Source organism: Nostoc sp. LEGE 12447, assembly GCF_015206985.1.
Classification (GTDB): Bacteria; Cyanobacteriota; Cyanobacteriia; order Cyanobacteriales; family Nostocaceae; genus Nostoc.
Window position 1 is genome coordinate 313,201 of record NZ_JADEXT010000001.1, and the last position, 26,933, is coordinate 340,133.

Annotated in this window: 23 protein-coding genes; 9 read left to right on the plus strand and 14 right to left on the minus strand. The window is 41.8% G+C overall.

Annotated elements, in window-relative coordinates:
• Positions 1-104: 104 nt before the first annotated feature.
• Entirely contained in the window at positions 105-1,019 is a 915-nt protein-coding gene (locus tag IQ274_RS01310; protein WP_193867133.1) for a Tll0287-like domain-containing protein, read from the plus strand.
• Positions 1,020-1,142: 123 nt separating this feature from the next.
• On the opposite strand, the gene IQ274_RS01315 is transcribed toward IQ274_RS01310, so the two are convergent.
• Together IQ274_RS01315 and IQ274_RS01320 are read right to left on the minus strand one after the other, a co-directional pair.
• Complete coding sequence (locus tag IQ274_RS01315; protein ID WP_193867134.1) at positions 1,143-2,522, minus strand: serine/threonine-protein kinase; 1,380 nt, start codon at positions 2,520-2,522, stop codon at positions 1,143-1,145.
• A gap of 162 nt (positions 2,523-2,684) precedes the next feature.
• Entirely contained in the window at positions 2,685-3,005 is a 321-nt protein-coding gene (locus tag IQ274_RS01320) for a DUF4278 domain-containing protein (RefSeq protein WP_193867135.1), read from the minus strand.
• 341 nt (positions 3,006-3,346) lie between these two features.
• On the opposite strand from IQ274_RS01320, the gene IQ274_RS01325 reads away from it, so the two are divergent.
• Together IQ274_RS01325 and IQ274_RS01330 are read left to right on the plus strand one after the other, a co-directional pair.
• Entirely contained in the window at positions 3,347-3,601 is a 255-nt protein-coding gene (locus tag IQ274_RS01325) for a hypothetical protein (protein WP_012411579.1), read from the plus strand.
• 3 nt (positions 3,602-3,604) lie between these two features.
• Entirely contained in the window at positions 3,605-4,888 is a 1,284-nt protein-coding gene (locus tag IQ274_RS01330; protein ID WP_193867256.1) for a murein transglycosylase A, read from the plus strand.
• 173 nt (positions 4,889-5,061) lie between these two features.
• Here IQ274_RS01330 and IQ274_RS01335 read toward each other — a convergent pair whose 3' ends face one another.
• Entirely contained in the window at positions 5,062-5,931 is an 870-nt protein-coding gene (locus IQ274_RS01335) for a DUF5895 domain-containing protein (RefSeq protein WP_114083075.1), read from the minus strand.
• A 309-nt stretch (positions 5,932-6,240) separates the two neighbouring features.
• On the minus strand, positions 6,241-6,933 hold the full coding sequence (locus tag IQ274_RS01340; protein ID WP_193867136.1) for a haloacid dehalogenase type II: 693 nt from the start codon (positions 6,931-6,933) through the stop codon (positions 6,241-6,243).
• Positions 6,934-7,268: 335 nt separating this feature from the next.
• Between IQ274_RS01340 and IQ274_RS01345 the strand changes: the two genes are divergently transcribed.
• The 3 genes from IQ274_RS01345 (at position 7,269) to IQ274_RS01355 (ending at position 11,202) form a co-directional block, all read left to right on the plus strand.
• A complete protein-coding gene (locus IQ274_RS01345) occupies positions 7,269-9,026 on the plus strand; it encodes a ScyA-related TPP-binding enzyme (protein ID WP_193867137.1) in 1,758 nt (585 codons plus the stop codon).
• Between the two features lie 20 nt (positions 9,027-9,046).
• Positions 9,047-10,159: a 3-oxoacyl-ACP synthase III family protein gene (locus IQ274_RS01350; protein WP_193867138.1), complete on the plus strand. Its 1,113-nt coding sequence runs from the start codon at positions 9,047-9,049 to the stop codon at positions 10,157-10,159.
• Between the two features lie 62 nt (positions 10,160-10,221).
• A complete protein-coding gene (locus IQ274_RS01355; protein ID WP_193867139.1) occupies positions 10,222-11,202 on the plus strand; it encodes an SGNH/GDSL hydrolase family protein in 981 nt (326 codons plus the stop codon).
• A gap of 60 nt (positions 11,203-11,262) precedes the next feature.
• Here IQ274_RS01355 and IQ274_RS01360 read toward each other — a convergent pair whose 3' ends face one another.
• Entirely contained in the window at positions 11,263-14,808 is a 3,546-nt protein-coding gene (locus IQ274_RS01360) for an NB-ARC domain-containing protein (protein WP_193867140.1), read from the minus strand.
• Between the two features lie 438 nt (positions 14,809-15,246).
• Here IQ274_RS01360 and IQ274_RS01365 point away from each other — a divergent pair, with 438 nt between their 5' ends.
• Positions 15,247-15,426, plus strand: a complete 180-nt coding sequence (locus IQ274_RS01365) for a CopG family transcriptional regulator (RefSeq protein ID WP_163931576.1) — start codon at positions 15,247-15,249, stop codon at positions 15,424-15,426.
• Positions 15,427-15,860: 434 nt separating this feature from the next.
• Here IQ274_RS01365 and IQ274_RS36235 read toward each other — a convergent pair whose 3' ends face one another.
• Complete coding sequence (locus IQ274_RS36235; protein ID WP_114083081.1) at positions 15,861-16,007, minus strand: ribbon-helix-helix protein, CopG family; 147 nt, start codon at positions 16,005-16,007, stop codon at positions 15,861-15,863.
• 261 nt (positions 16,008-16,268) lie between these two features.
• Positions 16,269-19,238 carry an L-glutamate gamma-semialdehyde dehydrogenase gene (pruA, locus tag IQ274_RS01370; protein ID WP_193867141.1) on the minus strand — a complete coding sequence of 990 codons (2,970 nt, stop codon included), beginning with the start codon at positions 19,236-19,238 and terminating at the stop codon, positions 16,269-16,271.
• Positions 19,239-19,529: 291 nt separating this feature from the next.
• On the opposite strand from pruA, the gene IQ274_RS01375 reads away from it, so the two are divergent.
• The gene (locus IQ274_RS01375) at positions 19,530-20,180 is read left to right on the plus strand and encodes a hypothetical protein (protein WP_193867142.1); all 651 of its coding nucleotides are present in this window, start codon (positions 19,530-19,532) and stop codon (positions 20,178-20,180) included.
• 199 nt (positions 20,181-20,379) lie between these two features.
• Here IQ274_RS01375 and IQ274_RS01380 read toward each other — a convergent pair whose 3' ends face one another.
• The 7 genes from IQ274_RS01380 to IQ274_RS01410 form a co-directional block, all read right to left on the minus strand.
• Entirely contained in the window at positions 20,380-21,105 is a 726-nt protein-coding gene (locus IQ274_RS01380; protein WP_193867143.1) for a HEAT repeat domain-containing protein, read from the minus strand.
• A gap of 169 nt (positions 21,106-21,274) precedes the next feature.
• Positions 21,275-22,120 (minus strand): HEAT repeat domain-containing protein, encoded by an 846-nt coding sequence (locus IQ274_RS01385; protein ID WP_193867144.1) that lies wholly within the window; start codon positions 22,118-22,120, stop codon positions 21,275-21,277.
• The gene (locus tag IQ274_RS01390) at positions 22,120-22,374 is read right to left on the minus strand and encodes a phycobilisome linker polypeptide (protein ID WP_163931590.1); all 255 of its coding nucleotides are present in this window, start codon (positions 22,372-22,374) and stop codon (positions 22,120-22,122) included. The genes IQ274_RS01385 and IQ274_RS01390 overlap by 1 nt, the downstream gene beginning before the upstream one ends.
• 76 nt (positions 22,375-22,450) lie before the next feature.
• Positions 22,451-23,320 carry a phycobilisome linker polypeptide gene (locus IQ274_RS01395; RefSeq protein WP_163931593.1) on the minus strand — a complete coding sequence of 290 codons (870 nt, stop codon included), beginning with the start codon at positions 23,318-23,320 and terminating at the stop codon, positions 22,451-22,453.
• Between the two features lie 172 nt (positions 23,321-23,492).
• Complete coding sequence (locus IQ274_RS01400; RefSeq protein ID WP_163931596.1) at positions 23,493-24,305, minus strand: phycobilisome linker polypeptide; 813 nt, start codon at positions 24,303-24,305, stop codon at positions 23,493-23,495.
• A 163-nt stretch (positions 24,306-24,468) separates the two neighbouring features.
• Positions 24,469-24,960, minus strand: a complete 492-nt coding sequence (gene cpcA, locus IQ274_RS01405) for a phycocyanin subunit alpha (protein ID WP_012411562.1) — start codon at positions 24,958-24,960, stop codon at positions 24,469-24,471.
• 89 nt (positions 24,961-25,049) lie between these two features.
• Positions 25,050-25,571 carry a phycocyanin subunit beta gene (locus IQ274_RS01410; protein ID WP_012411561.1) on the minus strand — a complete coding sequence of 174 codons (522 nt, stop codon included), beginning with the start codon at positions 25,569-25,571 and terminating at the stop codon, positions 25,050-25,052.
• A 689-nt stretch (positions 25,572-26,260) separates the two neighbouring features.
• Between IQ274_RS01410 and IQ274_RS01415 the strand changes: the two genes are divergently transcribed.
• Entirely contained in the window at positions 26,261-26,917 is a 657-nt protein-coding gene (locus IQ274_RS01415; protein WP_193867257.1) for a class I SAM-dependent methyltransferase family protein, read from the plus strand.
• The last annotated feature ends 16 nt before the right edge of the window (positions 26,918-26,933 follow it).

Sequence of the window (26,933 nt, forward strand, 5' to 3'; positions counted from 1 at the left end):
ATTGCGGCAAAAAATTAATATTTATTTAAATATTGTTGAGATGCTTTCTAACAGGTATAAATAAATATTAGACAAACTCAGATACCACCTTCATTGGTTAGGTTATGTTAAACAACATTACATTAAAAAACTTAAAAATCGGTGCTAAATTTAACTTACTTTTAATATTAGTTTTCATAGTCAGTATTGTAGGAAGTGGGATTGCTTTATCCAGTGTACTTCAGGGGAGAGCGCAAAATGAAGTAACTTCTCAAGCGCAGATTCTCATTCAAATGGTGAACGCAGTTAGAGATTATACACAAAATCGGATAGATCCCTTATTAGAACCTAGGCTAGATACTAACCCAACGTTCATGCCTGAAGTTGTACCAACTTTTTCTTCTAAAGAAGTATTTGAGAATTTTCGTAAAAAGCCTGAATATAAAAACTTTTTTCATAAAGATGCAACACTTAATCCAACAAATTTAGCGGATAAAGCTGATAATTTTGAAACTCAACTTGTAGAACGTTTTCGCAATGAATCCAAAACTCAAGAAATTACAGGCTTTCGGAAATTGTCAGAAGGCGAGGTATTTTACATAGCGCGACCATTAAAGATTACCCAACAGAAATGTCTGCGATGTCATTCTACACCAGATCAGGCTCCTAAAAGTCAGTTAGCAACCTACGGCTCGGAAAATGGTTTTGGTTGGCAACTTAATCAAATTGTTTCTGCTCAAATAATCTCTGTTCCTTCCCAAGAGATTTTTGCCAATGCCAAACGGACTTGGATATTAATCATGGGGCTTTTAATAACTATCTTTGCGATCGTAGTTTTCTTAATTAACTTCTTAATAAAAAAATATGTTATTCAGCGCATCAGAAAAATTGAAAAAATAGCTCAAAAAGTTAGTGTTGGTGATATGAGCGCTGATTTTGAAGAAAGCTCTAATGATGAGATTGGTGGGTTAGCAGAAGCATTTAATCGGATGAAGTCTAGCTTAAAAATAGCTATGGAGATGTTGAATAACCAAGGCTGATAATTAGTAATGACGCTCTCTACGAGACGCTAAAAGCGTAGCTTGCTTCTCTGTAAGAGTACGCGGACTCGCTACCGCTACGCTAATGTAATTAACGGATAAATAAAGACAATATTTAAAATATCAAAAAAGTAAGCGTTGCTGAAATTTCAAAGCTTTTTGAGGTTCGGGAATTTGTGATGCTAAAAGTTGCACAAATTCTACACGAGAAATTTGCCCAGATGACTTAACAGCTTTTTGGACTAGAAACTTAGCTATTGGGCCAATCAAATCAGCCAATTCCCGCTCACACTGATGCACAAAGCTATCGCTGATTACTTGATATTCTTGGCTTGGTAAATTATTGGACTGAATTTCAGATTTAACAGTAAACTCCTGTAGTAGAGTAGGTTTCTCTAGTAAAAACATTGTTTTCTTCTTAAAATCAATTTGTTGATTTTCTCGAAGGTGAAGGGCTAATTGATTAATTAATTCTTCATAGTTGGGTGCTGATGCCGCAACTTGTCGTAGTAATCTTGAAGCGACGGGGCCGACAAATTCCAAAAGAATCTTTTCTAAGCGGCTATAATTTCCCACAGACAGGATGGAAGCAGGCGGATACCCAATTGAGTTTTGTTGAGAAAGTGAAGCTTGAGATGATTGTCTAAAAGATGGTGATTGAAGTGATTGCGCTGCTACTTTACTATCAAGATGCTTAAGCACCTGTAAAACTTCAGCCGCAGATTGATAGCGCTGTTTAAAGTGATGTAGCACCATCTTAGATAGCACAGATGCCAACTCAGAACTGACATTAGCCTGATGTTGCCAAGAAATTTCACCAGTATCTGGATCTTCCTCAAAGTTGATAGGATGTAACCCCGTCAGCGATTGGATACCAATAATACCCAAAGAATAAATATCGCTGTTAGAACGAGGCTTACCTTGCCCCTGTTCTGTAGACATATATCCTGGGGTGCCAATGATAATAGTAGCCCCCGTGCGCCCTGAAACTGTAAGCAGTTGAGTTTGGACTTGTTTAACTGCACCAAAGTCAATCAGCACTAACTTACCGTCTTTTTGCCGCCTGATTATATTGTCTGGTTTGATATCTCGATGGATAACGTTGTGGCTGTGAATAAATTGCAGAATACCCAACATCTGTTGGAGAAGTTGAATTACTTGATCTTCTGTCCAAAGTTGATTCGGTAAGAGTTCTGCTTTTAGAGTATGCCCTTCAATAAACTCTTGCACCAAAAAGAACTCTTGGTTATCTTCAAAATAGGCTAAAAGCCGAGGAATTTGGTCATGGTTGCCCAGTTCTTCTAGTGTTTCTGCCTCACTGGTAAATAGCCGTCTAGCAGTTTCGAGAAATTCGGGGCTACGAGTGACAGGCTTAAGGTGTTTGACAACGCATTTCGGGAAACCTGGCCGATGGGTATCTTGAGCTATATAGGTTTGGCCGAATCCACCTCCACCTAAGACTTGGAGGACTTGGTAACGTCCGTCTAATAATTGTCCTAACATTGTCTCACTTGCCTTAAGTCCTCAAATTCATCTTGGCACAACTACCAGTTTTGGCAAGATGAATTTGAGGTAGATAATGCTGAAATTCAAAGGTTTTTTGAGGATTGTACTACACACAAGTTCATGACTCCCTAGACTCCAGATGAGCTTGTAACTATATTATTATTGAAGTTTTAATTGTTTAGAAATCGGCAGTGCCACAACTTTTGAATTTATTGCTGGTTGAGAGACTACAGTCACTTCTCCCTGTGCAGTTTTATTTACAAAGTAGGTAATTCCCCTAAAGCTCAATTTATAAGCTACTGGTGATAGAGGAACTTCTGCCGATTTTGAATTTGGATCAACACAATAATTAACGCCACGGTACATTAAATTATAAGCTGGCCCGAGTTGAGGAACTGGTTGAAAGGGCTGTTCTGTTTTTTTGCTGGCAACTTTGCTTGGGTTGTATTCGTAGTTCAGACCACGATAGTAAAGTTTCATAAATTTCGCCTCCTGAATAACTAACTGTTGTTCAACAATGCCAATGACTTATCAGAAGTTGATTGGAGAGTTATGCAGGAGCTAATGTAAACTTACACTTTTGAAGGAACTGATTAAAGGATTAGTCGTCTAAAGTGAGGAGTCATTGGTAATTGGGAATAGGGAATGGGGAATTACCTAATAACCAATAGTTATGCTTCCCCTGCTCCCCTGCTCCCCTGCCCCCTGCTCCCCTGCTCCCTTACTTCTTCCCTCATCCCCACCTCCCGTATGCTTACCCTTTTCATTCAGGGGTTACGTGGTTAACAATGGGTTGAATGTTTTTTAAATGGTTCAATCTTATGGCTAGAACTCCAAATGAATATGCCGTATACCTCCTACTGGAAAGCGGCCACCGGGAAGAAGTACGTTTTCCTACTATTCAAGAGTTTCAGAAGTGGTATAGCGGCGAACTTGTGCCAAAATCTGCTTCCAATGACTTTATTAGTGTGCCGATCAAAAATATTCAAGGGGAATATATGGTAGTAAGACCTTCTCGGGTTGTGGCAATCCGGGTAGAACCTATTTTTAGTTCCAGTGTTGAAAGATTCAACTAAATGATGAGAAAAACCCTTGCTTTACTTTCCTTCAGTCTGGGAGTTGTCCTTGTAAACCCTCTTTGGTCGGCTGTTGCTCAGGTTCCTAATTTACTGCCCTTGCCAATACCGACTACTCCCGATCTCTCTCCGGTGCCAATACCAATCACTCCAGAGATAACACCGCCGCTAAAACCGATCGCCATAGGAAGCGATTGTACGCTCCAGCAGAGGTGCTTGGGTTGGGATGATCAAATTTGGGGTCAAAGAGGTAAAACAGGCGTTGGCGCTTCGCCCACCGGAGGTGATCGCAATGCGTTGTTGGCTTCAATTGATAACAGTCTGATCTACTTAACAAAAGGTGAAGCGATCGCAGCATATCAAAATTATCCAATCAAGGAAATTACCCTCGATCGCGTCCGCCGGAGTTTGTTACGTTTCCGCCAACTGGTTGTCAGTTCTAAGTCACCGGCCCAATTACAATCTGCTGTCCGCCGTGAGTTTGTCTTTTACCAGTCTGTAGGCAACGATGGCAAGGGTACTGTTAAATTCACTGCTTACTACGAACCTGTTTACACTGCTAGCCGTGTCAGAACTACAATATATAAGTATCCCCTTTATCGGCTACCAGCTGATTTCAGCCAATGGCCGAAACCCCACCCTAAACGAATTGATTTGGAAGGGAAGGATGGTTTACAAGGGAATAAGAGCAAATTGCGCGGTTTAGAACTGCTTTGGTTCCGCGATCGCCTAGACGCATACATGGTACATATCCAAGGTTCCGCCCAAATTAAATTAACCAATGGTAAAACAACATCAATTGGCTATGCAGGTGGAACTGATTACCCCTGGACTAGTATCGGTAAAGAGCTGGCGAAAGATGGCAAACTTCCACTAAATGGATTGACAATGCCACGTCTAATTAGTTATTTCCGGCAAAAACCCCAGGAGTTGAACAATTATCTGCCCCGATGGGAACGATTTATTTTCTTCCAAGAAACAAGTGGTAGACCAGCAACTGGTAGTATTCATGTGCCAGTGACAGCAGAACGTTCCATTGCTACAGATAAGTCTCTCATGCCACCGGGAGCGCTAGCTCTGATTTACAATTCATTTCCCTATCCCGCCAGTCGTGGCAAACTAGAGAGGCGTACTGTCAGCCGCTTTGTGCTTGATCAGGATACAGGAAGCGCCATCAAAGGCCCGGGACGGGTGGATTATTTCATGGGGTCTGGTAAACTAGCAGGCGATCGCGCTGGCATCACAGGCGGCAATGGTTCACTATATTATTTGCTGCTCAAAGAATAAGTATTGGGCAGAAGAGGCAGAGGGGCAGGGGGCAGGGAGCAGGGGAGCAGGGGAGCAGGGGAGCAGGGGAGGCAGGGGAGGCAGAGGGAGCAGAGGGAGCAGGGGAGAAAAATTAATAACCCAATTCCCAATTCCCCATTCCCCATTCCCCATTCCCCATTCCCCATTCCCATCTAATACGGCGGATAAGCAAAATCATCTTCATCGGCATAAACATAAGAGTTAGAAACTCCTGCCATTGCCAATTTAGGCGTTTCTGATTTTACAGGTTCCTTCCCAAAATCTTTGTATTCTTCAAAAGTTTTGCAAATCATTGCAGACTCCAGAGAATCCGAAGCTATTAAATATTGAGTTAAAGTCCCTACCGTGGGATGTTTGTAGTCTACAGTTGAAGCGACTAGAACTGTATTTGGTTCAATACCTCTTTCTTCACACTCAATTATCGGGCAAAAAATCCCGTGAGCATGGAACAAAGGGCCTTTTGGCGTTAAAGGTTGCTTGCGGTAAACAGCATAAGCTTTTTCTAGTTCAGCCACGAATCCACTAACTACTTTACCTTGTTGATATTCGCAGTAGGTTTTGCTGAAACTCGCTCCGGCAGCACCATTAAGAGTTAGTTGTAGTGGTGATTCGTGTAAAAATTTTTTATTTTCACCCACTATAAAAATTAGATAGCGAGTAAAGGTTTTAAATTTAAGTTTATCTGCTAAAAAGGCATCATAATTCTCTTTAAGCGTACCCAATTTTAGACCACTTTCCCGATCCTTAACAGACAATGGCCCCCGACGCACTAAAACCAAGTTTGGAGTAGTGCTAATAAAAACTGTTTCGACTCCAGAACTAAATTCATGCTCTACCTGCTGCCAATTATCATCTGGCACAAAGCCTACAGCATTGGCGTTATCTAGTTTAATCGCCAAACCGTGGGATTGCATACCATCTGTGCCATACCGAGGATTAATCATCTGACACCAAGGGATGACTTGAGAAGGCGGTGCATTAAATTTCTCGTCTTCAAAGTCGAAATTAGCAGATGCTTTCATCGTTTTAGGCTATCAAAGTGTTTTATTGAACAAGTTTATCGGCAAAGCGCTGAGGAAAGGAGAGCCAGAAAGAGAGCATTGCTACAAGATTTACTCGTACCTTGCGTGTCGCCCTCAAAAAGAGGTCGAACATGCCGTCAAACTGGTGTAGTAATTTTTCCAGGGTAAAGCAAAATCAATCTATGTTGCAATCCCTGTTTCGTTTTTTGACTTCCTTGGCGTGAAAGCTCTTTGAGTTCTAATCATTACAGATAAAGATCCCCATCGAAACAGTGCTGAGTACTCAGCACTTATTGCTCAGTATCATTTCTATGAACTCAAAGCAGCAAGAGTCTTTAAATCAGGCACTTCTAAGTCAGGTTGACTTAATGCTGATTCTGTGGTTTTTGATCCTTTTTTTTCTGCTCGACGGTTTACCCAGACTGTTGATAGTCCTAAAGATTTGGCTGTAACGATATCGTGATATACACTAGCAGCAACATGTAATATCTGCTCTAGCGGCAAATCAATTCTCTCAATAGCCAGTCTGAAGTTGTTTAAGGAGGGTTTGTAACTTTTTGCTTGTTCTGCTGTGATTATTTGGTCAAATTCTACCTCCAAGTATTTTGCAGAAAAAGCAAATAGATCGTCATCTACATTGGAGATAATTACCAGTTGAAACTTCTGCTTGAGGGTTTTAAGTGCCTCAACTGTATCGGGGAAAGGTAGCCAATGCTGAATCGAATCAGCAATTGAATTTAGTTCCTTGACAGTTGGCTCAAAGCCAAATTGTTCACCAAATTTCTCGACTACTCTCTTCAAAACTTCCCGATATTTGATATAATCACCCTTTTCCAGTTCTGCTTCAAATTTAGCAAAAAGTTCCAGAATTCGATCGTCATCTAAATCAGTGTTGTATGCCAGCAAAAGTGGCTTGAGCGCTCCTAAGATGCCGTTCTCCCAATCAATTAGGGTTCCATAACAATCGAAAGTTAAAGCTTTATACTGATTGAAGTTAATCACCTTTTTATACTCCAGAGCTTGATTCTATAGTGTTCAGTTCTCATAAATTGGAAAACAGGTTAATCCATCTAAGTTGGCGCAGCCCGCCACAGGCATTGCTACATCCACATAATAATGTTGAATTCTCTAGACATTCCTTGTCTCAGATTTTCAACTGCTAAAAGATTGGCAAGACAAAGTGTGAGGGTCGTTTTAAGGTTTCTAAGTAACTGCTTTACAAAAGCAGTACTAAAAAATTTGTATGGTAGTTATCTAAAAAAAGTAATATTGCTGAGTTTAGCGTGTGGGATAATGTTAGTTCACAGGGGAAATTCTTCCTAATAAGTATAGTTTGTATGCATCTTAAATTTCAGGACACACAAGCGAATACCACTGAACAATTAAACTCCACTGAACAGCAATCTCACAGCAAGCCATCTAGACCTTCTTCGGTAGCAGAGGCAGTAGTTAAAATGCTAGGAGATATGGGAGTAGAGTATGCCTTTGGTGTTTCGGGAGGTGCGATCGCCCCAGTGTGGGCTGCATTACATCAAAGTTCCCTCCAGGTGCTGCACTTTCGCCACGAAGCTGGAGCAGCTTTTGCAGCAATTGAGGCGCACTTTGCTAGCGATCGCCCGGTTGTGGTATTCACTACTACCGGGCCAGGGATCACCAATGCTTTGACAGGGCTATTAGCTGCCCGTTGGGAGGGTGCTAAGGTGATTTTCGTATCAGCTTCAACCTCAGCATCACAGCGTGGTCGGTGGGCTTGTCAAGAAACTAGCACCTACACCATGCCTAGTGCAGATATTTTTACTTCGGGGACAATATTCCATTATGCAACAACCCTCGAATCCAGCGATGAACTTCCAGAGGTTGCGCGAAGGCTTGCTCTCGGTCTAGCACAACCAGGAGGATTTGTAGCTCATATCAGTATTCCTACAAACATCCAGACAAGTTCAGTAAAAACATCTTTGCCACAAGTAACTCTGTCTCACGGTGTCGCAACGGCAAGTGAAGAAACAATCGCTGAATGTGTTCAGTTACTGTCTGACGGGCCGTTTGCAATCTGGGTAGGCTTCGGGGCAAGGTTTGCTGCAAAAGAGATTCGCCAGCTTGCTGAGAGAACAGGGGCTGCCGTAATGTGTTCACCACGAGCTAAGGGTATTTTTCCTGAAGATCATTCTCAATTTGTAGGCGTTACCGGCTTTGGTGGGCATGAGTCTGTTTTCAGATACATGAGGGAGCAACGTCCAAGGCACATCCTGGTATTAGGAACACGTCTTGGCGAATTTACCTCCTTCTGGAACCCTGAGATGATTCCCAGGCAAGGCTTTTTGCATGTTGACATCGACCCCAAAGTTCCAGGAAGCGCATATCCATCTGTTGAGACGTTAGCCATCCACTCCGATGTGAGACTTTTTGTGAAAGCTCTGTTGAGATACTTTCCAGAGAGTCTTAGTCTGTCAACTGCCCTGTCACTATCGAGACCAGCACATAATGTAGTTCATCCATGCACTAGCAATCTAGTTCTACCGAATATATTAATGAATGGGATTCAACAGGTAATCGTTGAAGGAAGTGATGCATTGGTGTTGGCTGAGGGTGGAAACTCATTTGCTTGGGCAATTAACTTCTTACAATTTTCAAAACCGGGACGTTTTCGTGCCAGCACAGGGTTCTCGGCTATGGGTCATACTTGTACTGGTATCGTTGGCGCTGCGCTAGCACGTCGAGGTAAAGCCGTCGCCATTGTTGGAGATGGTGCTATGCTCATGAACAGCGAGGTAAACACTGCGGTAGCCTACCAAATTCCTGCCGTCTGGATTGTACTCAACGACGGGCGTTACAATATGTGCGAACAGGGGATGAAGTATGTGGGTTTCAAGGGCGTGGATGCAACGATTCCCCAAGTAAATTTCGTCAAAACTGCTCAGGGTATGGGAGCCGATGGTATCCGTGTTGAAACAGAGTACGACATCCAAGCAGCGTTAGAAAAAGGGATCGCAGCGACTGGCCCATTTGTGGTTGATGTAATCATAGATCCCACCCAAATAGCACCGGCTCATAATCGCAATCAAAGCCTAATTTCACAGGGTGCTACCAACTATTAAGATAAGAGAAAATTTTTTATATGGTGCATTCCCCAGTCGGTATTCGCTCAATTGCACTAAGTTTTCCAACTATTAGACGTACCAATAACTATTACGTAGAAAAGTATCCTGAGCTAATAGCCCAGGCTGAACAAAAAGGATTGGCAAGAATGTTTTCGCTGGCTGGAACCCCTCCAGCTAACGAGTTTGATATGGAAATGTTGCCTTATCTCTCAGATCCCTTTCGCGGTACTATTGAGCGTTGGCTGCTTGCTCATGACGAGTCTTCCTTAACCTTGGAGTATCGCGCGGTAACAGATGCCTTGAATGCAGCCAAACTTTCTATTAATGATATTGATTTGATGATTGTGGCCTCAGTTTGGCCAGAACAAATTGGATTTGGCAACGCCGCCTTTCTCGCTCGTAAACTCGGTCTTGTAGGTGCTGCATGGAATCTTGATGGAACCTGTGGGAGTACGCCAGTTGTACTTCAAACTGCCTCTGCTTTAGTGCGATCTGGAGAGTATCGCAATGTACTCGTAGTTATTTCATGTTCCTATTCTCGCGTTTTTGACGAGCAAGATACTGTGTCTTGGTTTCTTGGTGATGGTGCTGGAGCCTTTGTAGTCAGTTCATTGGAAGGAAATCAGGGTATCCTTGGTACTAAGACAGTTCATACAGGTGCGCTGTGTGAGGTCGTATCTGCTGAACTGACAAAAGATGAACAAGGAAATTCACGAGTCCGTATGCAGACTGGTAAGGGTGCGAAGGCTCTACGCGAAACGGCTGCGGAGTTTCTTTCTGTATGTTGTGAGGGTGCGATCGCATCTGCTGGTGTAACGTTAGAGCAAATCGACTTTTTTCTTTTCAATACCCCTACTGCTTGGATGACACGCTTCTGCACGCGGCTACTCGGTATTGATCCAGAACGCACGATCAATCTCTACCCTCTATATGCAAATATAGGCCCAGTACTGACTGTGGCAAATCTGTACCATGCTGCACATTTGGGTAAGATTCACGAAAATGACTTAGTTCTCATTTATGGTTCTGGTGCAGCAGGTGTTGCTTCTGCAAGTGTAATGCGCTGGGGTAATGTGGCGTTAGCCCCTCACCCTCTTGAAAGTTTGAAATTGGCCAAAAAAGCTCTCTAGAAAGGAGCAAGATTTTTCTCAGAACATCTTTACAAGGTTGAAATTAGATTAAGGAATTAACTGTGCAAAGACAAATTATAACAACAGGATTTTTGCTCTTATCTTTGATATCTCCACTCAAAGTATTAGCAAAAGATTATGACAATATTTATGTCTTTGGAGACAGTTTGTCTGATATTGGTAATGTATTTAATGCCACTAATGGAATTATTCCCCCAACTCCAACATACTATAATGGGCATTTTTCTAATGGCCCAAATTGGGTTGATTATCTTGCCTCCGATTTAGGATTAACATTAAATCTGAAAAATAACTTTGCTTTTGGTGGTGCGACTACAGGAACTGAGAATATTGGTTTAGCTACCTTACCAGGATTGCAACAACAGATAAATAACTTCGTAGCAGCAGAAACTGCCGATCCTAATGCTCTATATATTATTTGGGCTGGAACTAATGACTACCTAAGTTACTTTTTCGATGGTGAGCCAAATCCTAGCAATACAGTGGCAAATTTATCAACAGCGTTGACATCACTTGTTGCTGATGGTGCTAGAGATATTATGGTGGTCAACTTGCCGGATTTGGGAAAATCGCCTTTTGCAAATTTCACCAGTGAACGTTCCAACTTATTCAGCACATTCAGCAGCGAACATAACTCTAGCTTGAATACAGAACTTCAAGTTTTGAGCCAACAATTAAGTCCAGATATTAACATTATAGAACTGAATGTTAATTCCCTATTTGATAGGATCGTTGCCGCTCCAGAGGAATTCGGTTTTACAAACGTTACTAACTCTTGCATTAGCAAAGACTTATCGGTAGTGTCTATAGATGTTCCCACACAACAAGTTTCCTGTAACCCTGGAGAATTTTTGTTTTGGGACGAAGTGCATCCTACAACTACTGCTCATAAGCTAATTGGAGAATTAGCATTCTCAGCACTGAAGCCATTACCAGTACCCGAACCATCTCTTGGATTAGGGATGCTAGCATACAGCATTTTGGGTGCAGTTTCGCTATTGAAAAGCAAAATAACTAATTGAGTTAGCACTTGTTCGCAAGCTGGCTTGACTCTGTATTATAACTCTAATATTAAGCCTCCTTTAATACTCAACTGCTCCTAAAGTTTTTAAAGTATCCTTCTGAGACTCAGTTAAGCCGCTTATGTTTGTGATATTCATTCCCTCGTAAGGATTTTTACTTTTCAAAGTTTTCAAACATTCACCTGTTTGCACATCCCAAATTTTAATTGTCTCATCTTCACTACAACTAACTACAGTCTGATCGTCAGAACTAAAGGTGACTGACCAAACCCATCTAGTATGTCCTAATAAAGTTCTTAAACAGCTACCTGTGTTAACATCCCAAAGCTTCACTGTTTGATCGCCACTGCCACTCGCCAGTATGCGACCATCCGAACTGAAAGCAACTGAATATACAGTATTTGTATGGTCTTGCAAAGTTCTAAGACATTTACCAGTGCTGACATCCCAAAGTTTAATCGTTTGGTCTCCGCTACCGCTAGCTAGAATACCACCATCTGAACTGAAGCCAACTGCCCAAACCCATTCGGTATGACCTTGTAAAGTATGAAGGCATCTGCCAGTACGAACATCCCAAAGTTTCACTGTTTGATCGTGACTACCACTAGCTAATACATGACTGTCAGGACTGAAGGTGACTGACCATGTTCTACCACTATGTTCTCGTAAAGTATTGAGACATTGGCCCGTGCTAATATCCCATATTCTTATTGTTTGGTCATCGCTACCACTTGCCAAAAAATAGCTGTCGGCACTAAAAGTAACTGATGTAACTCGATTACTATGTCCTTTCAATATTTTAAGGCATTTACTAGTACTTAGATCCCATAACCTTACGGTTTGGTCTTCGCTACCACTAGCAAGCAAGTGAGCATCAGGGCTAAAGCTAACTGATGTAACTCTCCTACCATGTTCCCGTAAAGTGTTGATACACTTACCAACCGTAATATCCCACAGTGTCACTGTTTGGTCATTACTACCACTGGCAAGAATATTATTATCAGTTGGGCTCACAGCAACTGACCATATCCCATTGTTGTAACCCTGGAAAGTCTTAATGCATCGACCAGTACTGATATTCCATAATTTTATAGTTTGATCGTCACTGCTACTAGCACAAATATTTTGATTTATACATATTGCTAACGACCATACCCTACTTTTGTGTCCTTGTAGAGTTTTAAGGCATTGACCACTCACGAAATCCCATACCCTAACTGTCTGGTCATCACCGCAACTAACAAGAGCGCTACCATCTACACTGAAAATAACTGAATGTACCAAATCTGTATGTCCCTGCAAAGTTTTAATACATTTACCAGTACTTGTGCCCCAGAGTTTAACTGTTTGGTCATGGCTGGCGCTAGCTAGTGTATTACCGTCAGGGCTGAAAGTGACTGAGTAGACCCGTTGAGTGTGACCCTCTAAAGTGTGAATACATGAATTGCTGTTAATATCCCACAGCCTTACCTTATAGTCATCATTTCCACTTACCAACACATCACCTTTTGGACTAAAGGCAACAGACCATACACTACAACCATTTTCCTGTAACGTTTTCAAACATTTGCCTGTACTGATATTCCATAGCTTCACTGTTTGGTCATCACTGCCACTAGCAAGAACCTGACTGTCAGGACTAAAAGTGACCGAACGAACCCCACCACTATGACTCTCAAAAGTTTTTAAACACTGACCAGTACTGGTATCCCACAGTTTTATTGTTTGGTCATTACTGCCACTGGCAAGAATCTCACCGTCGGGACTAAAGGAGACTGACCAAACCCAACCAGTATGACCCTTACAAGTCAGAAGTTGCTGACTATTAGCAACTTCGTACAAGCGAATTTCTCCATTGGTATCACCAGTAGCTAAAAGTTTACCATTAGGGCTAAAGGCTACTGAAAAAATACCACCAAAGGTTTCGATAAAAACAGACTTGGCTAGATGTGTGTGAGCAAAATTTGCATTGTGCAACTTTACATTCTGTAAGTCGGCTTGCCAAATAGTTAGATAAGAAAAATCATAATTGCTGAGATCAGTTTCTAAATGACAAAGCAGGTTAAAGACATTTCCTGCTGTATAACTTTGTTCTAGGGGGGATATCTGTCGTAGGGTTGCTAAAATTTGAGCTAAGTGATTTTCTAGGTTTTTTTTACTTCTAAAGGCAGTAAGCAGCCCATCTATAACTGGTTTGATGATGAGGCGAATTTGAGTATCCCTAACATATTCTTTTGCTGTCGCTTTTGTTAGAGCTTTACTCCTGAATAAATCAATATTGTGAGCGATAATTTCTTTACAGACGCTTTCTATCAAGCTACTAGTCACATACTCTATAACTACAGGCTGGAGGGTAAAAAGTGATCCAGTTTTTCCAATTAGCGTAGGCGTAGCTTTCTCGATTAGCGATCGCCTCCCCAGCGATTCTATTGCCTCTAGTAATTTTGATTGTGCAACTGGTGATATTATGTCGTTTCGCAATTCTGAGAGTGTAACCGACTCACGATTAATCGCTAGCCAGTACATGATATCCTTTTCTAAATCTGACAAGCGCTCAAACTGCTGCTCTAAAACATCACGAATGTCGCCAAAAACAGCCGTGTCCTGTTGCAAAAATTCAGTGACATTACCACCAAAAATATCTTGAATGGTTGTAGCAACTATCTTTAGGGCTAAGGGATTGCCTGCATAGCGCTCAATCATTACTTTCCATTCATCCTCTACCGCAGATAGCCCTTTGAATTTTAAGATTTTTTGCCCTTCTGCTACTTTCAAGCCACTCAATAGTAATGAGCGAACAGATAATGCTTCTCCTTCCAGTAATGCCACTTCTTTCGGTTTTTCACGACTAGTCAGCACTAAGCAGCTTTGGTGAGTTGCTTCTCCTATCCGTCTTAAAAGCTCACCGTATTCTTCATATCCTTCTCGATAAAGTCCGGCGCGGCTACCACTGCGGAGAATTGACTCTGCATTATCAAGGATCACCAAACAGCGATGATTTTGCAAATAGTAGAGGAGTCTTGATACCCGATCGCTAAAGCTTTCTGGTAAGTTACCTTCTGTTTCCTGCTCGTCAGATAAAAATTGGATCAGGTTACTTAGAATAAATTTAACAGGTGGGGCTTCTCGTAGCGATCGCCAGATCACATACTCGAAGTTGTCCTGAATCTGTTGAGCAAGCTTTACAGAGAGCGTCGTTTTCCCAATACCTCCTATCCCTAATAGTGCAATCAATCGGCAGTGTTCATTAAGAATCCATTGCTCTAGGGTAGTAAGTTCTTCTGTACGTCCATAAAAAACTGGGTTAAAGATAGCTTCTCCCCAATCTAGGCGATTAATTGAGCTTAAATAGTCACTTTTATCTATTTTTAAATTGAAAGCTGAAAAAAGCTTTTCAATAGTTTGTTTATCAACCCCTCCTTCTCGATTCAAGACTTTCGAGATGGTAGCAGAATATAACCCGGAGCGGGCACTCATTTCTTCGAGAGTATATCTGTTTCCAAAATTTTCTTTTGCTTCTGACTGATGCTTGGCTTCCTTAATCTTTTGTAAACCCTTGGTAGTAAGTGCAACGCCACGCTTTCGTCTCCAATTCTGTAAAGTCATGTATTAACTCACGTTTGGGTAATCGCCTTTAACTAAAAGGATTATCTACTAGGTTGCTATAGATATGAGGTGATAGCTATCACAAAGGAATAATTTCATCTTGCAGAAATTTCAAATAGTTGTATGTCCAAAATCCTTACTCATGTCAGCCATCTTTAGGAATCTAATTGTTTCGGTAATTTAACACAACTTATTAACATAAAATCTGGACTGTGGATCGTTGCTGATACAAGGTCTTCAGCCAAAAGCTTCTTGCAGCAACCGCAATAGTTGATTTATTCCGTATGGCACTAGTAATTTAATACCTTCTACTTTCAGTAATGTGTTTGGAGCTTAACGCTTAAGTTCAATCTCAAAATCTTGATTTTCACTGGTAAAGACGTTTCAAAATTGGCAAGCTTGATAAGGAAAGTTTGTATATATCTAGCTTATCAATCAATGAATAAAACTGCTGCACTTAAATTTCCCCATTTGGCAATCTCCAGCAAGAAAAAGGCGCTTAAGCGAATTACCTTAAACTTGACATTAGATGAAGCTCAGAATCTTGAAAAGTATTGTGAACAAACAGGCAAACCAGCAATAGACGTGATTCGTGAACTGATTGAAGCCTTACCTTGACCTGTCAAGTCCCAGTCCAGAAAAATCATGACTATAGTAGAAGGTGTTGTAGATTTGGACAAAGGTTTTCAGTTTATTCTGACAAGAGTAATTCAAGAGCGGTAATCATAAAATCAAACACTTCCAACTGGATATTTGCTACTTTCTTTGCTGTTGTTTGTTGCGAAAATACTAAAAAACAAGGATTAGAAATTATTCTTTGATGGAAGTGATGACAGACTAAAGTAGTCGCCGAACCGTATAAACAGTTTCTCAGCCCTCATTTTGTAACTAAATATAGTAATCACGTCATCTTGTTTTCGGCGTGCTGTGATCGTTTACGGCGAGCGTAGCACGCCTTTACTCAGTTTTTACCTGCCTCTCCAAAAATTACCCAAATTCTAATATTTATATCTTGAGAATCAACCAAAGTGAAATGGTTCGCAAATCTACTTTTATTTCGTCTGTGGCAAGGCTCGAATGAGTTCTCTAATCACATCCGTCGCTGGTCTGCCTGTCTGTTCACAATATTTTTCGAGGTTCTTGGCTTCATTTGATGCCAGGTTTATAGTGATTCGCTTGACCGCCCATTTTTTGTTCATACTAAAACAGATAAATCGTGTACTCACTCATAGCTTCAAACCCTGATTTTACCTTTCCAGAGGGAAAATAACCTAAATTTGGGATGTGCTGGGATACCTTTTTAAGGATGTAGGACTTACGCAAAACTACATATTGTAGGGGCAATTCATGAATTGCCTCTACCTGGAAATTTTTCTGTTTGCGTAAGTTCTAGGATGGTTAGGAAAGATTAAGCTTTAACCCAAATCTCTTGGAATATATACCCTAACTACTTTTGTAGTTTAATCTGCACCTTCAATTGGTGCAAAACCTTGGCGCTGAATATTTTCTGTTACCGCACGTGGTTCTAGGAATTGCAATAGGTAATCAGGACCGCCTGCTTTAGAACCTACTCCAGAAAGTTTGAATCCACCAAAGGGTTGCCGCCCAACGATCGCTCCGGTAATATTGCGGTTAATGTACAAATTCCCAACTTCAAATTCTGTCTGCGCCTGCTGAATGTGCGAAGGCGTTCGAGAATAAAGTCCGCCAGTTAAGGCGTAGTTTGTCCCGTTGGCGACTGCTAACGCTTCCTGGAAATCTTTTACCCGAATTACCGCCAGCACAGGGCCAAAAATTTCTTGCTGGGAAATTACTGCATTGGGCGATACTTCACTAAAAATCACAGGGCCAATAAAATATCCTTGTTCGGGTGCTGGTAATTCCAAGGCTAATTGTGCTTCTGCCTTACCCTTCTCAATATACTCACGGATGCGATCGCGGGCATTGGCATCAATCACTGGCCCAACTTGGGTACTAGGTAACTCTGCTTCCCCAATGTTCAAAGATTTTGTCGCTTCTACCAAGCGTTGCACAAAGGTTTCATAAATCGGTTCCAGCACAATCACCCTAGAAGCCGCAGAACATTTTTGTCCACTGTAACCAAATGCCGATTGCACTACCCCTACAACTGCTTGGTCTAAATCAGCACTTTCATCCACAATGATGGCATTTTTGCCGCCCATTTCAGCAATCACCCGTTTCATGTGCTTTTGTCCAGGTTTTAATATTGCGGCTTCTGCGTAAATTCTACAGCCCACTTCTTGAGAACCAGTAAAAGCAATTACATGAGTATCTGGATGATTTACCAAGTAAGCGCCGACTTGCGAACCCTTGCCTGGCACGTATTGAAACACACCTTTGGGAAAACCAGCATCTACCAAGATTTCTGTGAGTTTGGCTGCAATTACAGAAGATGTTTCCGCAGGTTTAAGAAGAGTACAATTCCCTGAAACCAAGGCTGCAACAGTCATTCCACATGCGATCGCAAGCGGAAAATTCCAGGGAGAAATTACTACAACAATTCCCCGAGGATGGTAGATATAACGATTAGTTTCTCCGGCAAGGTCATAATTAACACCTTTATCCAGCCTTTCTATCTCATCAGCATAGTACCGACAAAAGTCTATCGCTTCCGAAACCTCTCCATCAGCTTCCTTAACTGGTTTTCCAACTTCCAAAACTATCCAAGCTGAAAGTTCGGCGCGGCGGAGTTCCATCAAATCACCCGCTTTCCGCAAAATATCAGCGCGTTGTTTTGCAGGTGTTTTTCTCCACCCAGGAAACGCTGCTTTGGCTGCTTGCATCGCCTGTTCAGCCTGTTCAACGCTGATTAAGCCTACTTTACCAACTACTTCACTGAAATTAGAAGGGTTGAGAGAATCAACAAATTCCGGCGTATTAACATATTCCCCATTAATTAACGGCAAATAAGTTTTACCCAATTGTTGACGAACGCTTTGGAAAGCTTGCGCCGCTTTCGTTCTGATCTCTTCCACCGCATAATCGGTATCAGCTGCACCGAGGAAATGAGAGTTAGGAGTTAAAGATTTTTCTTCTTTGACAATTGGCGGCGCTAATAACTCTTCAATTGGTCTATTTTCGAGATTTTGGCGTAAAAATGAACTATTAGCTGTATTTTCTAACAATCGGCGAATTAAATACGCCATTCCCGGCAACAATTCACCGTAGGGACAGTAAACTCTTACCCGATAACCCCTGTCAACCAATGCTTTTGCAATTTTATCACCCATACCGTAAAGGACTTGTAATTCAAAGCGACGGCGGGGGACATTTAAACTTTCAGCGATGGCAATGGCGCGAGAGTGCGATCGCACATTATGGCTACCAATGGCAGAATACACATATTGATGATTTTCTAGCAATAACTGAGTAATGGTTTCAAAGTTAGCATCAGTTGCCGCCTTATCGTTGTAAACTGGCTGTTTCCAATGCTTCTGGGCTGCTTTGATAGTTTCTTGATCCCAATATGCGCCTTTCACCAAGCGGATTGTCAGGGGATAACCGCGTTCTTTTAACCAAGAAATTACGTTTTTGGCATCTTGCTCGCTATCACGCAGATATGCTTGAATTGTCATGCCAATATCTGTGCGTTGCCGAAATTCTTCTTCTAGCAAGAGTTTTTTCAAGATGCTGAGAGTTATGTCTTTATAAGCATACTGTTCCATATCAAAATGCACAGCTGCGCCCAACTCTTTAGCACGACGTAAGAGAATCCGAATGCGATCGCTAACTCGCTCCTCACTACCTTTAGCATCTAAAGGGTCAAATTGAGAATAAAACGCTGTTAATTTAACAGAAACCTGAACTTTGGGTATCGGTTCACCATCAGCCTCATCAATAGCCGGGATAGCTGCCCAATTCTTTGATGCTTCTACCAATTGTTGCATTAATTCTAGATAGCGTTCTAGATAAGACTGCGCTTCGGCTTCGGTAATCACCGCCTCACCGAGTAAATCAATGGTGAAAGCCATTTTTTCTTTTCGTAGTCGTTCAACTGTTTTGATGACTTGTTTAATATTTTCCCCAGAAATATATTTATGGGCAAGAGTCTCAACGGCTGTACCGACGGTTGTAGCAGCAACTTGTCCTGGCATAGAATCAGGGTTAGCAAAGTTTAGCATTCCCTTCAAAGCTGTCGGTAATTCTACAGATTCATCGCCTAAATATTCTTGTAAATGTGAGGCAATTTCAGATTTACTGTGCAAAGCAGGTAGCGTGTCTATAAACCGAAATAGTTGCACCCGTAATCCAGGATTACTCATTGCCCAAGCTAATAATTTATCATCCCAGCGCATTTGATCCCGCAGTGAAGAAAAAAACGAACGATTTTCCTGCGTTGCTGCTAGAAGTTGTTTAGCAATTTCTTGGGTTTTAGCTTCGTAGGTGCTTGTTTGTACTTGTAATACCACTGATAATAAACTCCGTTAATCAAGGCAAGGCTTTTTGTACAAAGCCTGTGTCTTCTATTTTGACGCTTTCATTTAGCTGTCACCATATCTAATGGTTTGCCAAGTTGCAATTTAAGTCTGACAGCAAGAGAATTCTAAGTAGTGGCTTTTAACGAGCAGAATTTTGAGAAACACAGATAACTGGGCATAAGGGAAGGATTTTCCAGCTTTTTCTCTTATTGCATCTTCCCTCTGTCGTTTGAACAGGATGTACTTGTTTTTTCCAATACTAAGAATGGGTATACTCACTCTATGCCTACAGAAAACTTTATGGATATTTTATTTTCTAACTGGCAACATACACTCCAATCTTTTGGTGTTGACCAGGTAGCGGCTGAAAAAGCCTTTAATTCGTTGGTTGCAGCTTACTCTACCCCTAGTCGCTACTACCATACACTAAAACACATCGATCGTGTTCTTAGCACAATTCAGATTTTACAAGGCTACACCAATAACTTAGCAGCTGTTCAACTAGCTGCCTGGTTTCACGATGTAGTGTATGACACTGAAGCTAAAGATAATGAAGAACGAAGCGCAGACTATGCTTTTGAGTTGCTGAATACTTTAGATATTCCAGAAAGTACTATAACTACTGTTAAGCGTCTCATTTTGAATACTAAAGACCACGAAGCTGCGGTGAATGACTGTGATAGCCAAGTTCTAATTGATGCAGATTTAGCGATTTTAGCGGCTCACTCGGTGGAATATGAAGAATATGCCCATGCTATTCGCCAAGAATATGACTGGCTTCCAGAGAAGGACTATATCATGGGTCGTCAGAAAGTTTTAGAACGATTTTTACAGCGATCGCGTATCTATTTTACGCCTTTAATGTTAGAGTTCGCTGAACCCTCTGCCCGTGGCAATATCCAGGCAGAAATTCAGTCTTTATTGTCCGATTAATCGCAGTCAATGGAATGATGCCTCCGGCACACCAAGGACGAACGTGGCTACATAAAAAAAGACTAGCGATTTGAGCTAAAAAAAATTAGCAAAGGTTTAAGCCCTTTATTTTTAGCCCGCACAAGCGGGTAAAACCTCGTCTACACGAGGTTTATAACCACCAAGCCGAATTTTCCGACTGCTAGAAATTTTGAATTGCTTAACGCCTACCACCACCACGATGAGGCACTTCAACTTCAGTATCTTGTAACTTTCTTTTCGGTGCAAATACTTCTTGATGTTGTTGCTGCTGAATTTTTTCTTGTGCGAACTTGACACGGGTGCGAACTCCGAGATCGGCATCGGTATCGAGTATTTGCTGAAGTTGATTTGTAATCTGCGACGCTTGATCGGGTAAAGTAACTGCGATTGCAATGGCTAATGTTTCTAAACTCGTCACTGCTGCATAACGGACTACCCATTCTGGATCTTGAGAAATTAATAATAGCGCTTCTAATACCTCAGTCTGAACAGATTCTACTTTCTCCAGCGGTACTTGATGCCAGCGCAAAGTGCCTAATCCTCTAGCAGCCGCCCGCCTTACACTTAAAGAAAAATCGGTTTTTGCTGCCTCCAACAAGGTATCTAGTGCCCGAACATCGCCAATTCCCGCTAAGGCACGAAGCGCCCAAGCTCTAGCACCATAGTTATAGTCATCAATTAGTTCCAATAGTGGCGATACTGCGGCTTCCCCGATCGCAATTAGTCCATCTACCGCTGCCACCGCCGCTCCTGGATTGTTGTAGCCCAAAGCTGCAATTAGAGTAGGAACAGATTCCTCTATACTGGCTGCTGCTAACTCTTGAACTGCGTCTACTAAGCGCTCTGACGAATCTGCTTCTTGTACAGCACGGATCAATATTTGGGCAAGATCGCTGTTATTCATAACAATTTTTCATGAGTAATTAGCCGTCAGCCAATTGTAGCTTAAGTTATCCGTAGTTGACATCATACATAAACCCCCTAACCCTGATTTTGTAGTTGGGTTGGGGGTTTATCTGTGATAAACATTTTTTGTAACGTATTAATAACAACTTACTCTCTACAATTTATGACTACAATAGCGAGTCCATCAAATTAATCACTTTAATCGCATCTTCTGACAAAGTGGTTGGTGTTGTGTGATTGACTTGATGTTCTAGTAATCCTTTGAGAGAAATGAGTTTCAGGCTATTTTCAGCAAGAGTCTGTGCGATCGCATCTGCTGCGGGTAGATATCCAATAGCTCCTAAATCTGCTAACACTGCTCGACGCAATTGCAATCTCTCACCTGCCAAAGCCTTTACCAACCGTTCTCCATAAGCTGGTTCTTCGGTTAATTGATACATCGCTCGTGCGGCGGCATATTGTACCAATTCGATTGGATGCTCTAAAAATGGCTTTACCAAAGAGGTGAATTCATTCGCCCTCAAGGTTCCCAAGGCTTCTAAAATGGCCTCATAGGGTTGAGATAAATCAGGCTGCTGTGAGACAAGCTGTTCTCCATGTAAACCTGTTGCTAATAGCTTGATCAGGGGAGGAATACAAACCGGATCGCCTAGCATTTCTAAAGATTGTGCTGCTGCTTCCCGCACATAAAAATCTGAGCAGTCTAAACACACAATTAAAGGTGAGACTGCTTGGCGATCGCCTAGTTTTCCCAAAGCTCTAGCTGCGTTCCGTCTTAGAGGATATCCGCCTTCTGGTGTTCTGTCGGCTTCATCCTCTAAAGCTTTGATCAGTCCTGTAACCACAGCTGGTTCACTTATGCGAAACCTACCCAACCACCAAGCAGCATAAAAGCGCAAGCCTAAATCTTCACTTTCTAGATTTGCGATCGCTTGTTCTACTGTTAAAGATCCACCATCGGCATTATCACCTGTCGCGGATAAATCTTCAAATTTCTGTGGACTGGAATTCATTAGGAAGAAGGATGATCGCTTTGTTCGCTATTTGTCGTTTCAGCGTTTAATGGCTGAATACTGACTATTTTGCCACCCAAACGAGTAATTCGCTGCATTTCTTGATTCATCCGGTTCTCTGGCACTGTGATAAACACACTGCCACTAGAACGAATGGGATAGTTGTTTTTTTGGGTTTCTTCGCTTTGGCGTAAACCAACTACTTCATACCGGAAGTTACGACTACTAGTTCTACCACTAACTTGTCCAACCATAATATCACTTCCAAATTTTAAATTTCAAATTTTCAACAGTCATTAATCAATGACTAATGACTATTGACAAATGACACTAAAGCGGTTTCACACTAGCTATTTTACCACCTTGTTTTACCACTCTCTGGAAGTAACTAGATAGTTCTTCATAAGGTATTACCACCGCTTGATTTACACGGCGTGTGCTAGGATATCCAGCACCAAAAACACCTGCCACTTCAATGCGGTAAAGTCTGCCTTCTTTACCAAATGTTCCCGCACCACCAAAAGTACTGTTGGGGGTAACACCTTTTTCAGAAGCAACGTATGAAAAACCAGAAGAAGCACCAGATGGAGGAACAACAATAGATGCACTATTGCGACCTAGTTCGGCAGCAAGACGCGAGGACTTGCCTTTGAGTTGGGAAGTATCGCTACTAGCATAGCCACGATAAAGTTGGAATATCCGGCTGAATCCCACAGTTTTCTGTCCTGTTTGGGTTTGAAAGCCGCGATAGTAAGGCACTATATTTTCACCAAAGTTAGATTGATACTCTGCCGAATCAATATAAGAATCGATGTCGGCTTCATATCCCTTGTTTTGGTACAAGTCCAAGTGATAGACCACCTCAGACTCATCATAAGGGGCACGGCCTAACAAATGTTTATAGTTCAGTTCGATAACGCGAGTTTGGAAATTGTCGTAGAAAAACTTGGATTTGTACAGTTCTGATTTGGCGACTTGACGCACAAATTCTTGCACTGTATTTTTTCCATCGCGCAGGATAGATTCAGCACTTGTAAGGCGGTCAGATGCCAATATATAGTTGTTGCCCAACACCTGACGATAGACGGCAGAGATTACTCTTTCTATATCTTCTTTAGTTGCATTGGGACGCAGTTCTACAGGAGATTGGTCGCTAAAAGGTTCCGTTCCTAGACGGGACGCTGCTGTTGTAATAGCCATTGGTAATTTTCCTTTTGTAATTAGTAGTTGGAAAAATTAGGAGTTAGGAGTCAAGAGTTAAGAGTTAAGGGTAGGGGTATAGTTAGGAATTTAAAACTCATAACTTCTAACTCCTCACTCCTCACCTCTAACTCCTCACTCCTAACTCCTCACTTAATTCCCGATTCCCTATTTATACGGCAGTAATGCTAATAACTCTACTGCCCTTACGATTCAACTGCTGCAATTTACTAGACAGTTGCTCGTAGGGTACGATCAATTCCGCAGTACCACGACGCACTACAGTTGAGTTGGGGGAAGCGGCTTGTAGCACTCTGATGCGATATGTTTCCCCACGACCACCTGTAGAGAGACCGGTTAAGGCTCCAGCGGAGACTGGATAAATGGGTGAAGCTAAATTTTTAGCGACTTCCCAGGTTAGCCGTCCTTGTTTTTGTCCTTGGGCGCGATCGCTATTAGCATAACCACGATAAAGTTGGAACAGTCGGCTATATCCAACGTTCTTCTGTCCTACTTGACTTTTAAAGCCTCGATAGTAGGGCACAACATTTTCGCCAAAACTTTCTTGATATTCTAATGAGTCAATGTAGGAATTAATTTCAGCTTCGTAACCTTGTGAGTTATAAAGCTCAACATGGTACGAAATCTCTGACTCATCTTCTGGGGCTCGCCCCAATAAATGCTTATAATTTAACTCGATAAACCTAGTTTGCGAGTTGGAGTAAAAAAACTTATCCCGATAAAGTTCCGATTGGGCAATGGCTTGCACAAATCCCCGAACCGAGATTAAACCTTGCTGCAAAAGTGATTCTGCACTTTCTAGACGCTCTCCTTCAAGGAGGTATGCATTACCCAAAACCTGACGGTAAGCTGCCCGGATAACCACTGCCACATCTGCTTCAGTTCTATCGGGGCGTAGTTCTACAGGTGCTGAGTTTTCAAATGCACCAATCCCTAGTCTTGCTGCTTGTCCCAAAGCTGCCATCTTTAAACCTCCTCAGTTTTAACTGCAAAACTGAAAACTTTTTAGAAAAATTTTTTCTAGTTTTTTAACAGTCTTTTGAAAATAAAACTGCCCGGAGAGGTAAGCAACTCATAGAACTCACTTGTCATAAGAGCTGATTTCCTCTCCGGGCTAAAGAAACACTCTAGCTTAGAGTATTGATTACATAGTCGATGTAGGAATTTGCTTCAACAGCTGGGTCGCCGCTTAGACCGTGGTTAGCTTTGATGTACTTGAGAGCTTCAATGTACCAGCTAGGAGATAGGTCGAAAGTCCGGTTGATTTCAGCCAAGCCGGAAATCAAGAAATCGTCCAAGGGGCCTGTACCACCAACAACTAAAGCGTATGTGATAATCCGCAAGTAGTAGCCAACATCACGAACACACTTGCCTTTACCGCGTGCATCAGACGCGAAGTTGGGGCCTTGTTGTTGAGTGGTGTAAGGGAACTTGTTATATACTGCTTGAGCAGCACCTTCGGTCAAGCGTTGAGCATTAGCGCTCAATGCTTTTGCTGCTTGTAAGCTAGCTGGAGCTTGACGGAAGCGACCAAAAGCAACTTGAATTTCGGTGCTGCTGAGGTAACGACCTTGAGAGTCAGCCGATGCAATTGCTTCAGTTAGAGGTGTTTTTGTCATTTTTGGTATTTCCCTTTTACAAACTTTTGGTTGAAATTTTGTTTTGTCCTAATGGACAATTATCTCAGTCAATAGCAGCAATATTTGCCTTAAGCTACTGCTGAAGCAGCACGATCAAAATAGCTAGCGATTTCAGCTGATAAAGCGCTGCAATCGCCTCTGGTGATGTTGTTTGTATCGTTGACAATTGCTAGGGAAGCTGCTTTCAGCTTTTGAATACCAACAGCAACTGAAGCTCCTGGGGTTCCCAATGCCAAGTAGGTTTCACGCAAGCCGTTGAGGGCACGATCATCTAATACGCTGGAATCGCCAGCAAAGATTGCGTATGTGATGTAGCGAAGAATGATGTCCAAGTCTCTGATGCAAGCAGCAGCGCGACGGCTGGTGTAAGCATTACCACCGGGAGTGATCAATTGGGGTTGTTCTGCCCACAAATCACGAGCCGCAGCAGCAACTAGAGCGGAAGCATTGCTGGTAATACGGTTAACAGCATCTGCACGCTTGTTACCATCTTTGACTAGTTCGCTCAATGCATCCAATTGTGCATCGGAGAGGTATTCCCCACGTGTATCAGCTTGGGAAACTACTTTTGCAAATGCATCTAAAACCATTGCGTTAAATCTCCTACTTTGCTTGGTTAAGAATAATTGGACTCAAAACTGAATGGTCCAGCTTTTTTTGATGTCAGCACTGCCTGACGAGTTACGAAAGGTCTAAAACAGACATCCACGAAATAAGTTTACGATCTCCAGGCTTTCAGATTAAAACTTTTGTTAAAAAACTTCAAACTTCTATGAACGACTGGAAAACCTGATTAAGATGTTGTTTTTTACTTCCAAGTTCTCTTTATACAATGCTGCCGCGTCATTATTTATTACAAATTATTGTTATGTTTGTTAATTTCCTTTACATAACTTTACGTCTAGGGTTAACTTTTCGGCACTCTAAAAATACTGGAAATTTCTTTCAGGGAAATTCCTTAAAGAATGCGTAGGTATAGCCCGCCGCAGGTATCGTACCTTGAACTTTTGTAGTATTTGCTACTTGACATCTTCTGCCAGGAGCATACAGCATATTTACGGCTGCATTGCATCGATACAAGGTAATAAGTGCAATTTCTTCGCGTCTTTGCTCTCAACTTTGATAAAGAAAAAAGACTTGATTGTGGAGAGTTTTTCATGATATTCTATGTTCAACAGAAACTACGGTTTTTTGATAGAATTATCGTAGCTTTGAGTTACACGTATGTCATGTCTGTAATTTTGCAAACTTGTGATTAATGGCAACGAAAATCACCTCTATGGTAAAAGACTGGTTTGAATGGCACGACCTCTACAAGAACGAACCAAAATTGCAACAACGCTTGCAAATTGTGCAGGAATACATTTCCCATAGCTTAAATTTGTCCCAACCAGGGTTAATCCGTGTAGTTAGTGTTTGCGCGGGCGATGGACGAGATTTGCTAGGAACGCTATCAAATCACCCACGAGCAAAAGATGTTTATGCTCGACTCGTAGAGCTAAATCCACACCTAGTTGAACGTGGACAACAAACAATAGAATCCTTGGGTTTGACAAAACAAATTGAGTTTATCAATGGTGATGCAACTCTCTCCTCTAACTATGTAGAAGCAGTGCCAGCAGACATTGTGATTGTCTGTGGTGTATTTGGCAATCTTGCAGATGAAGCTGAACTAAATCGCTTGCTAGCGAACCTGAGTTTTCTGAGCAAACAAGGTGCTTTTGTAATTTGGACTCGTGGACACTCTAACGGTATTCCCCACTCTGAGACTGTGCGTAAATTTTTCCGTGAATATGGATTTGAAGAAGTGAACTTCAAACTCACCGCAACAGGAGACATGGGAGTAGGTATTCATCGTTACCTTGGTGAAAGTTTAGCTGCACCCAAAGAACAACAGTTTTTCGCCTTTACTGGTGTTCCAAGTCAAGCCAGGTAAATTAAGTGGATAGTGA

Coding starts and splice junctions, on each gene's coding strand:
- IQ274_RS01310 (WP_193867133.1), top strand. CDS start 105: ATGTTAAACAACATTACATTAAAAAACTTAAAAATCGGTGCTAAATTT.
- IQ274_RS01315 (WP_193867134.1), bottom strand. CDS start 2,522: ATGTTAGGACAATTATTAGACGGACGTTACCAAGTCCTCCAAGTCTTA.
- IQ274_RS01320 (WP_193867135.1), bottom strand. CDS start 3,005: ATGAAACTTTACTATCGTGGTCTGAACTACGAATACAACCCAAGCAAA.
- IQ274_RS01325 (WP_012411579.1), top strand. CDS start 3,347: ATGGCTAGAACTCCAAATGAATATGCCGTATACCTCCTACTGGAAAGC.
- IQ274_RS01330 (WP_193867256.1), top strand. CDS start 3,605: ATGAGAAAAACCCTTGCTTTACTTTCCTTCAGTCTGGGAGTTGTCCTT.
- IQ274_RS01335 (WP_114083075.1), bottom strand. CDS start 5,931: ATGAAAGCATCTGCTAATTTCGACTTTGAAGACGAGAAATTTAATGCA.
- IQ274_RS01345 (WP_193867137.1), top strand. CDS start 7,269: ATGCATCTTAAATTTCAGGACACACAAGCGAATACCACTGAACAATTA.
- IQ274_RS01350 (WP_193867138.1), top strand. CDS start 9,047: ATGGTGCATTCCCCAGTCGGTATTCGCTCAATTGCACTAAGTTTTCCA.
- IQ274_RS01360 (WP_193867140.1), bottom strand. CDS start 14,808: ATGACTTTACAGAATTGGAGACGAAAGCGTGGCGTTGCACTTACTACC.
- IQ274_RS01365 (WP_163931576.1), top strand. CDS start 15,247: ATGAATAAAACTGCTGCACTTAAATTTCCCCATTTGGCAATCTCCAGC.
- IQ274_RS36235 (WP_114083081.1), bottom strand. CDS start 16,007: ATGAACAAAAAATGGGCGGTCAAGCGAATCACTATAAACCTGGCATCA.
- IQ274_RS01375 (WP_193867142.1), top strand. CDS start 19,530: ATGCCTACAGAAAACTTTATGGATATTTTATTTTCTAACTGGCAACAT.
- IQ274_RS01380 (WP_193867143.1), bottom strand. CDS start 21,105: ATGAATAACAGCGATCTTGCCCAAATATTGATCCGTGCTGTACAAGAA.
- IQ274_RS01385 (WP_193867144.1), bottom strand. CDS start 22,120: ATGAATTCCAGTCCACAGAAATTTGAAGATTTATCCGCGACAGGTGAT.
- IQ274_RS01390 (WP_163931590.1), bottom strand. CDS start 22,374: ATGGTTGGACAAGTTAGTGGTAGAACTAGTAGTCGTAACTTCCGGTAT.
- IQ274_RS01395 (WP_163931593.1), bottom strand. CDS start 23,320: ATGGCTATTACAACAGCAGCGTCCCGTCTAGGAACGGAACCTTTTAGC.
- IQ274_RS01400 (WP_163931596.1), bottom strand. CDS start 24,305: ATGGCAGCTTTGGGACAAGCAGCAAGACTAGGGATTGGTGCATTTGAA.
- cpcA (WP_012411562.1), bottom strand. CDS start 24,960: ATGACAAAAACACCTCTAACTGAAGCAATTGCATCGGCTGACTCTCAA.
- IQ274_RS01410 (WP_012411561.1), bottom strand. CDS start 25,571: ATGGTTTTAGATGCATTTGCAAAAGTAGTTTCCCAAGCTGATACACGT.
- IQ274_RS01415 (WP_193867257.1), top strand. CDS start 26,261: ATGGTAAAAGACTGGTTTGAATGGCACGACCTCTACAAGAACGAACCA.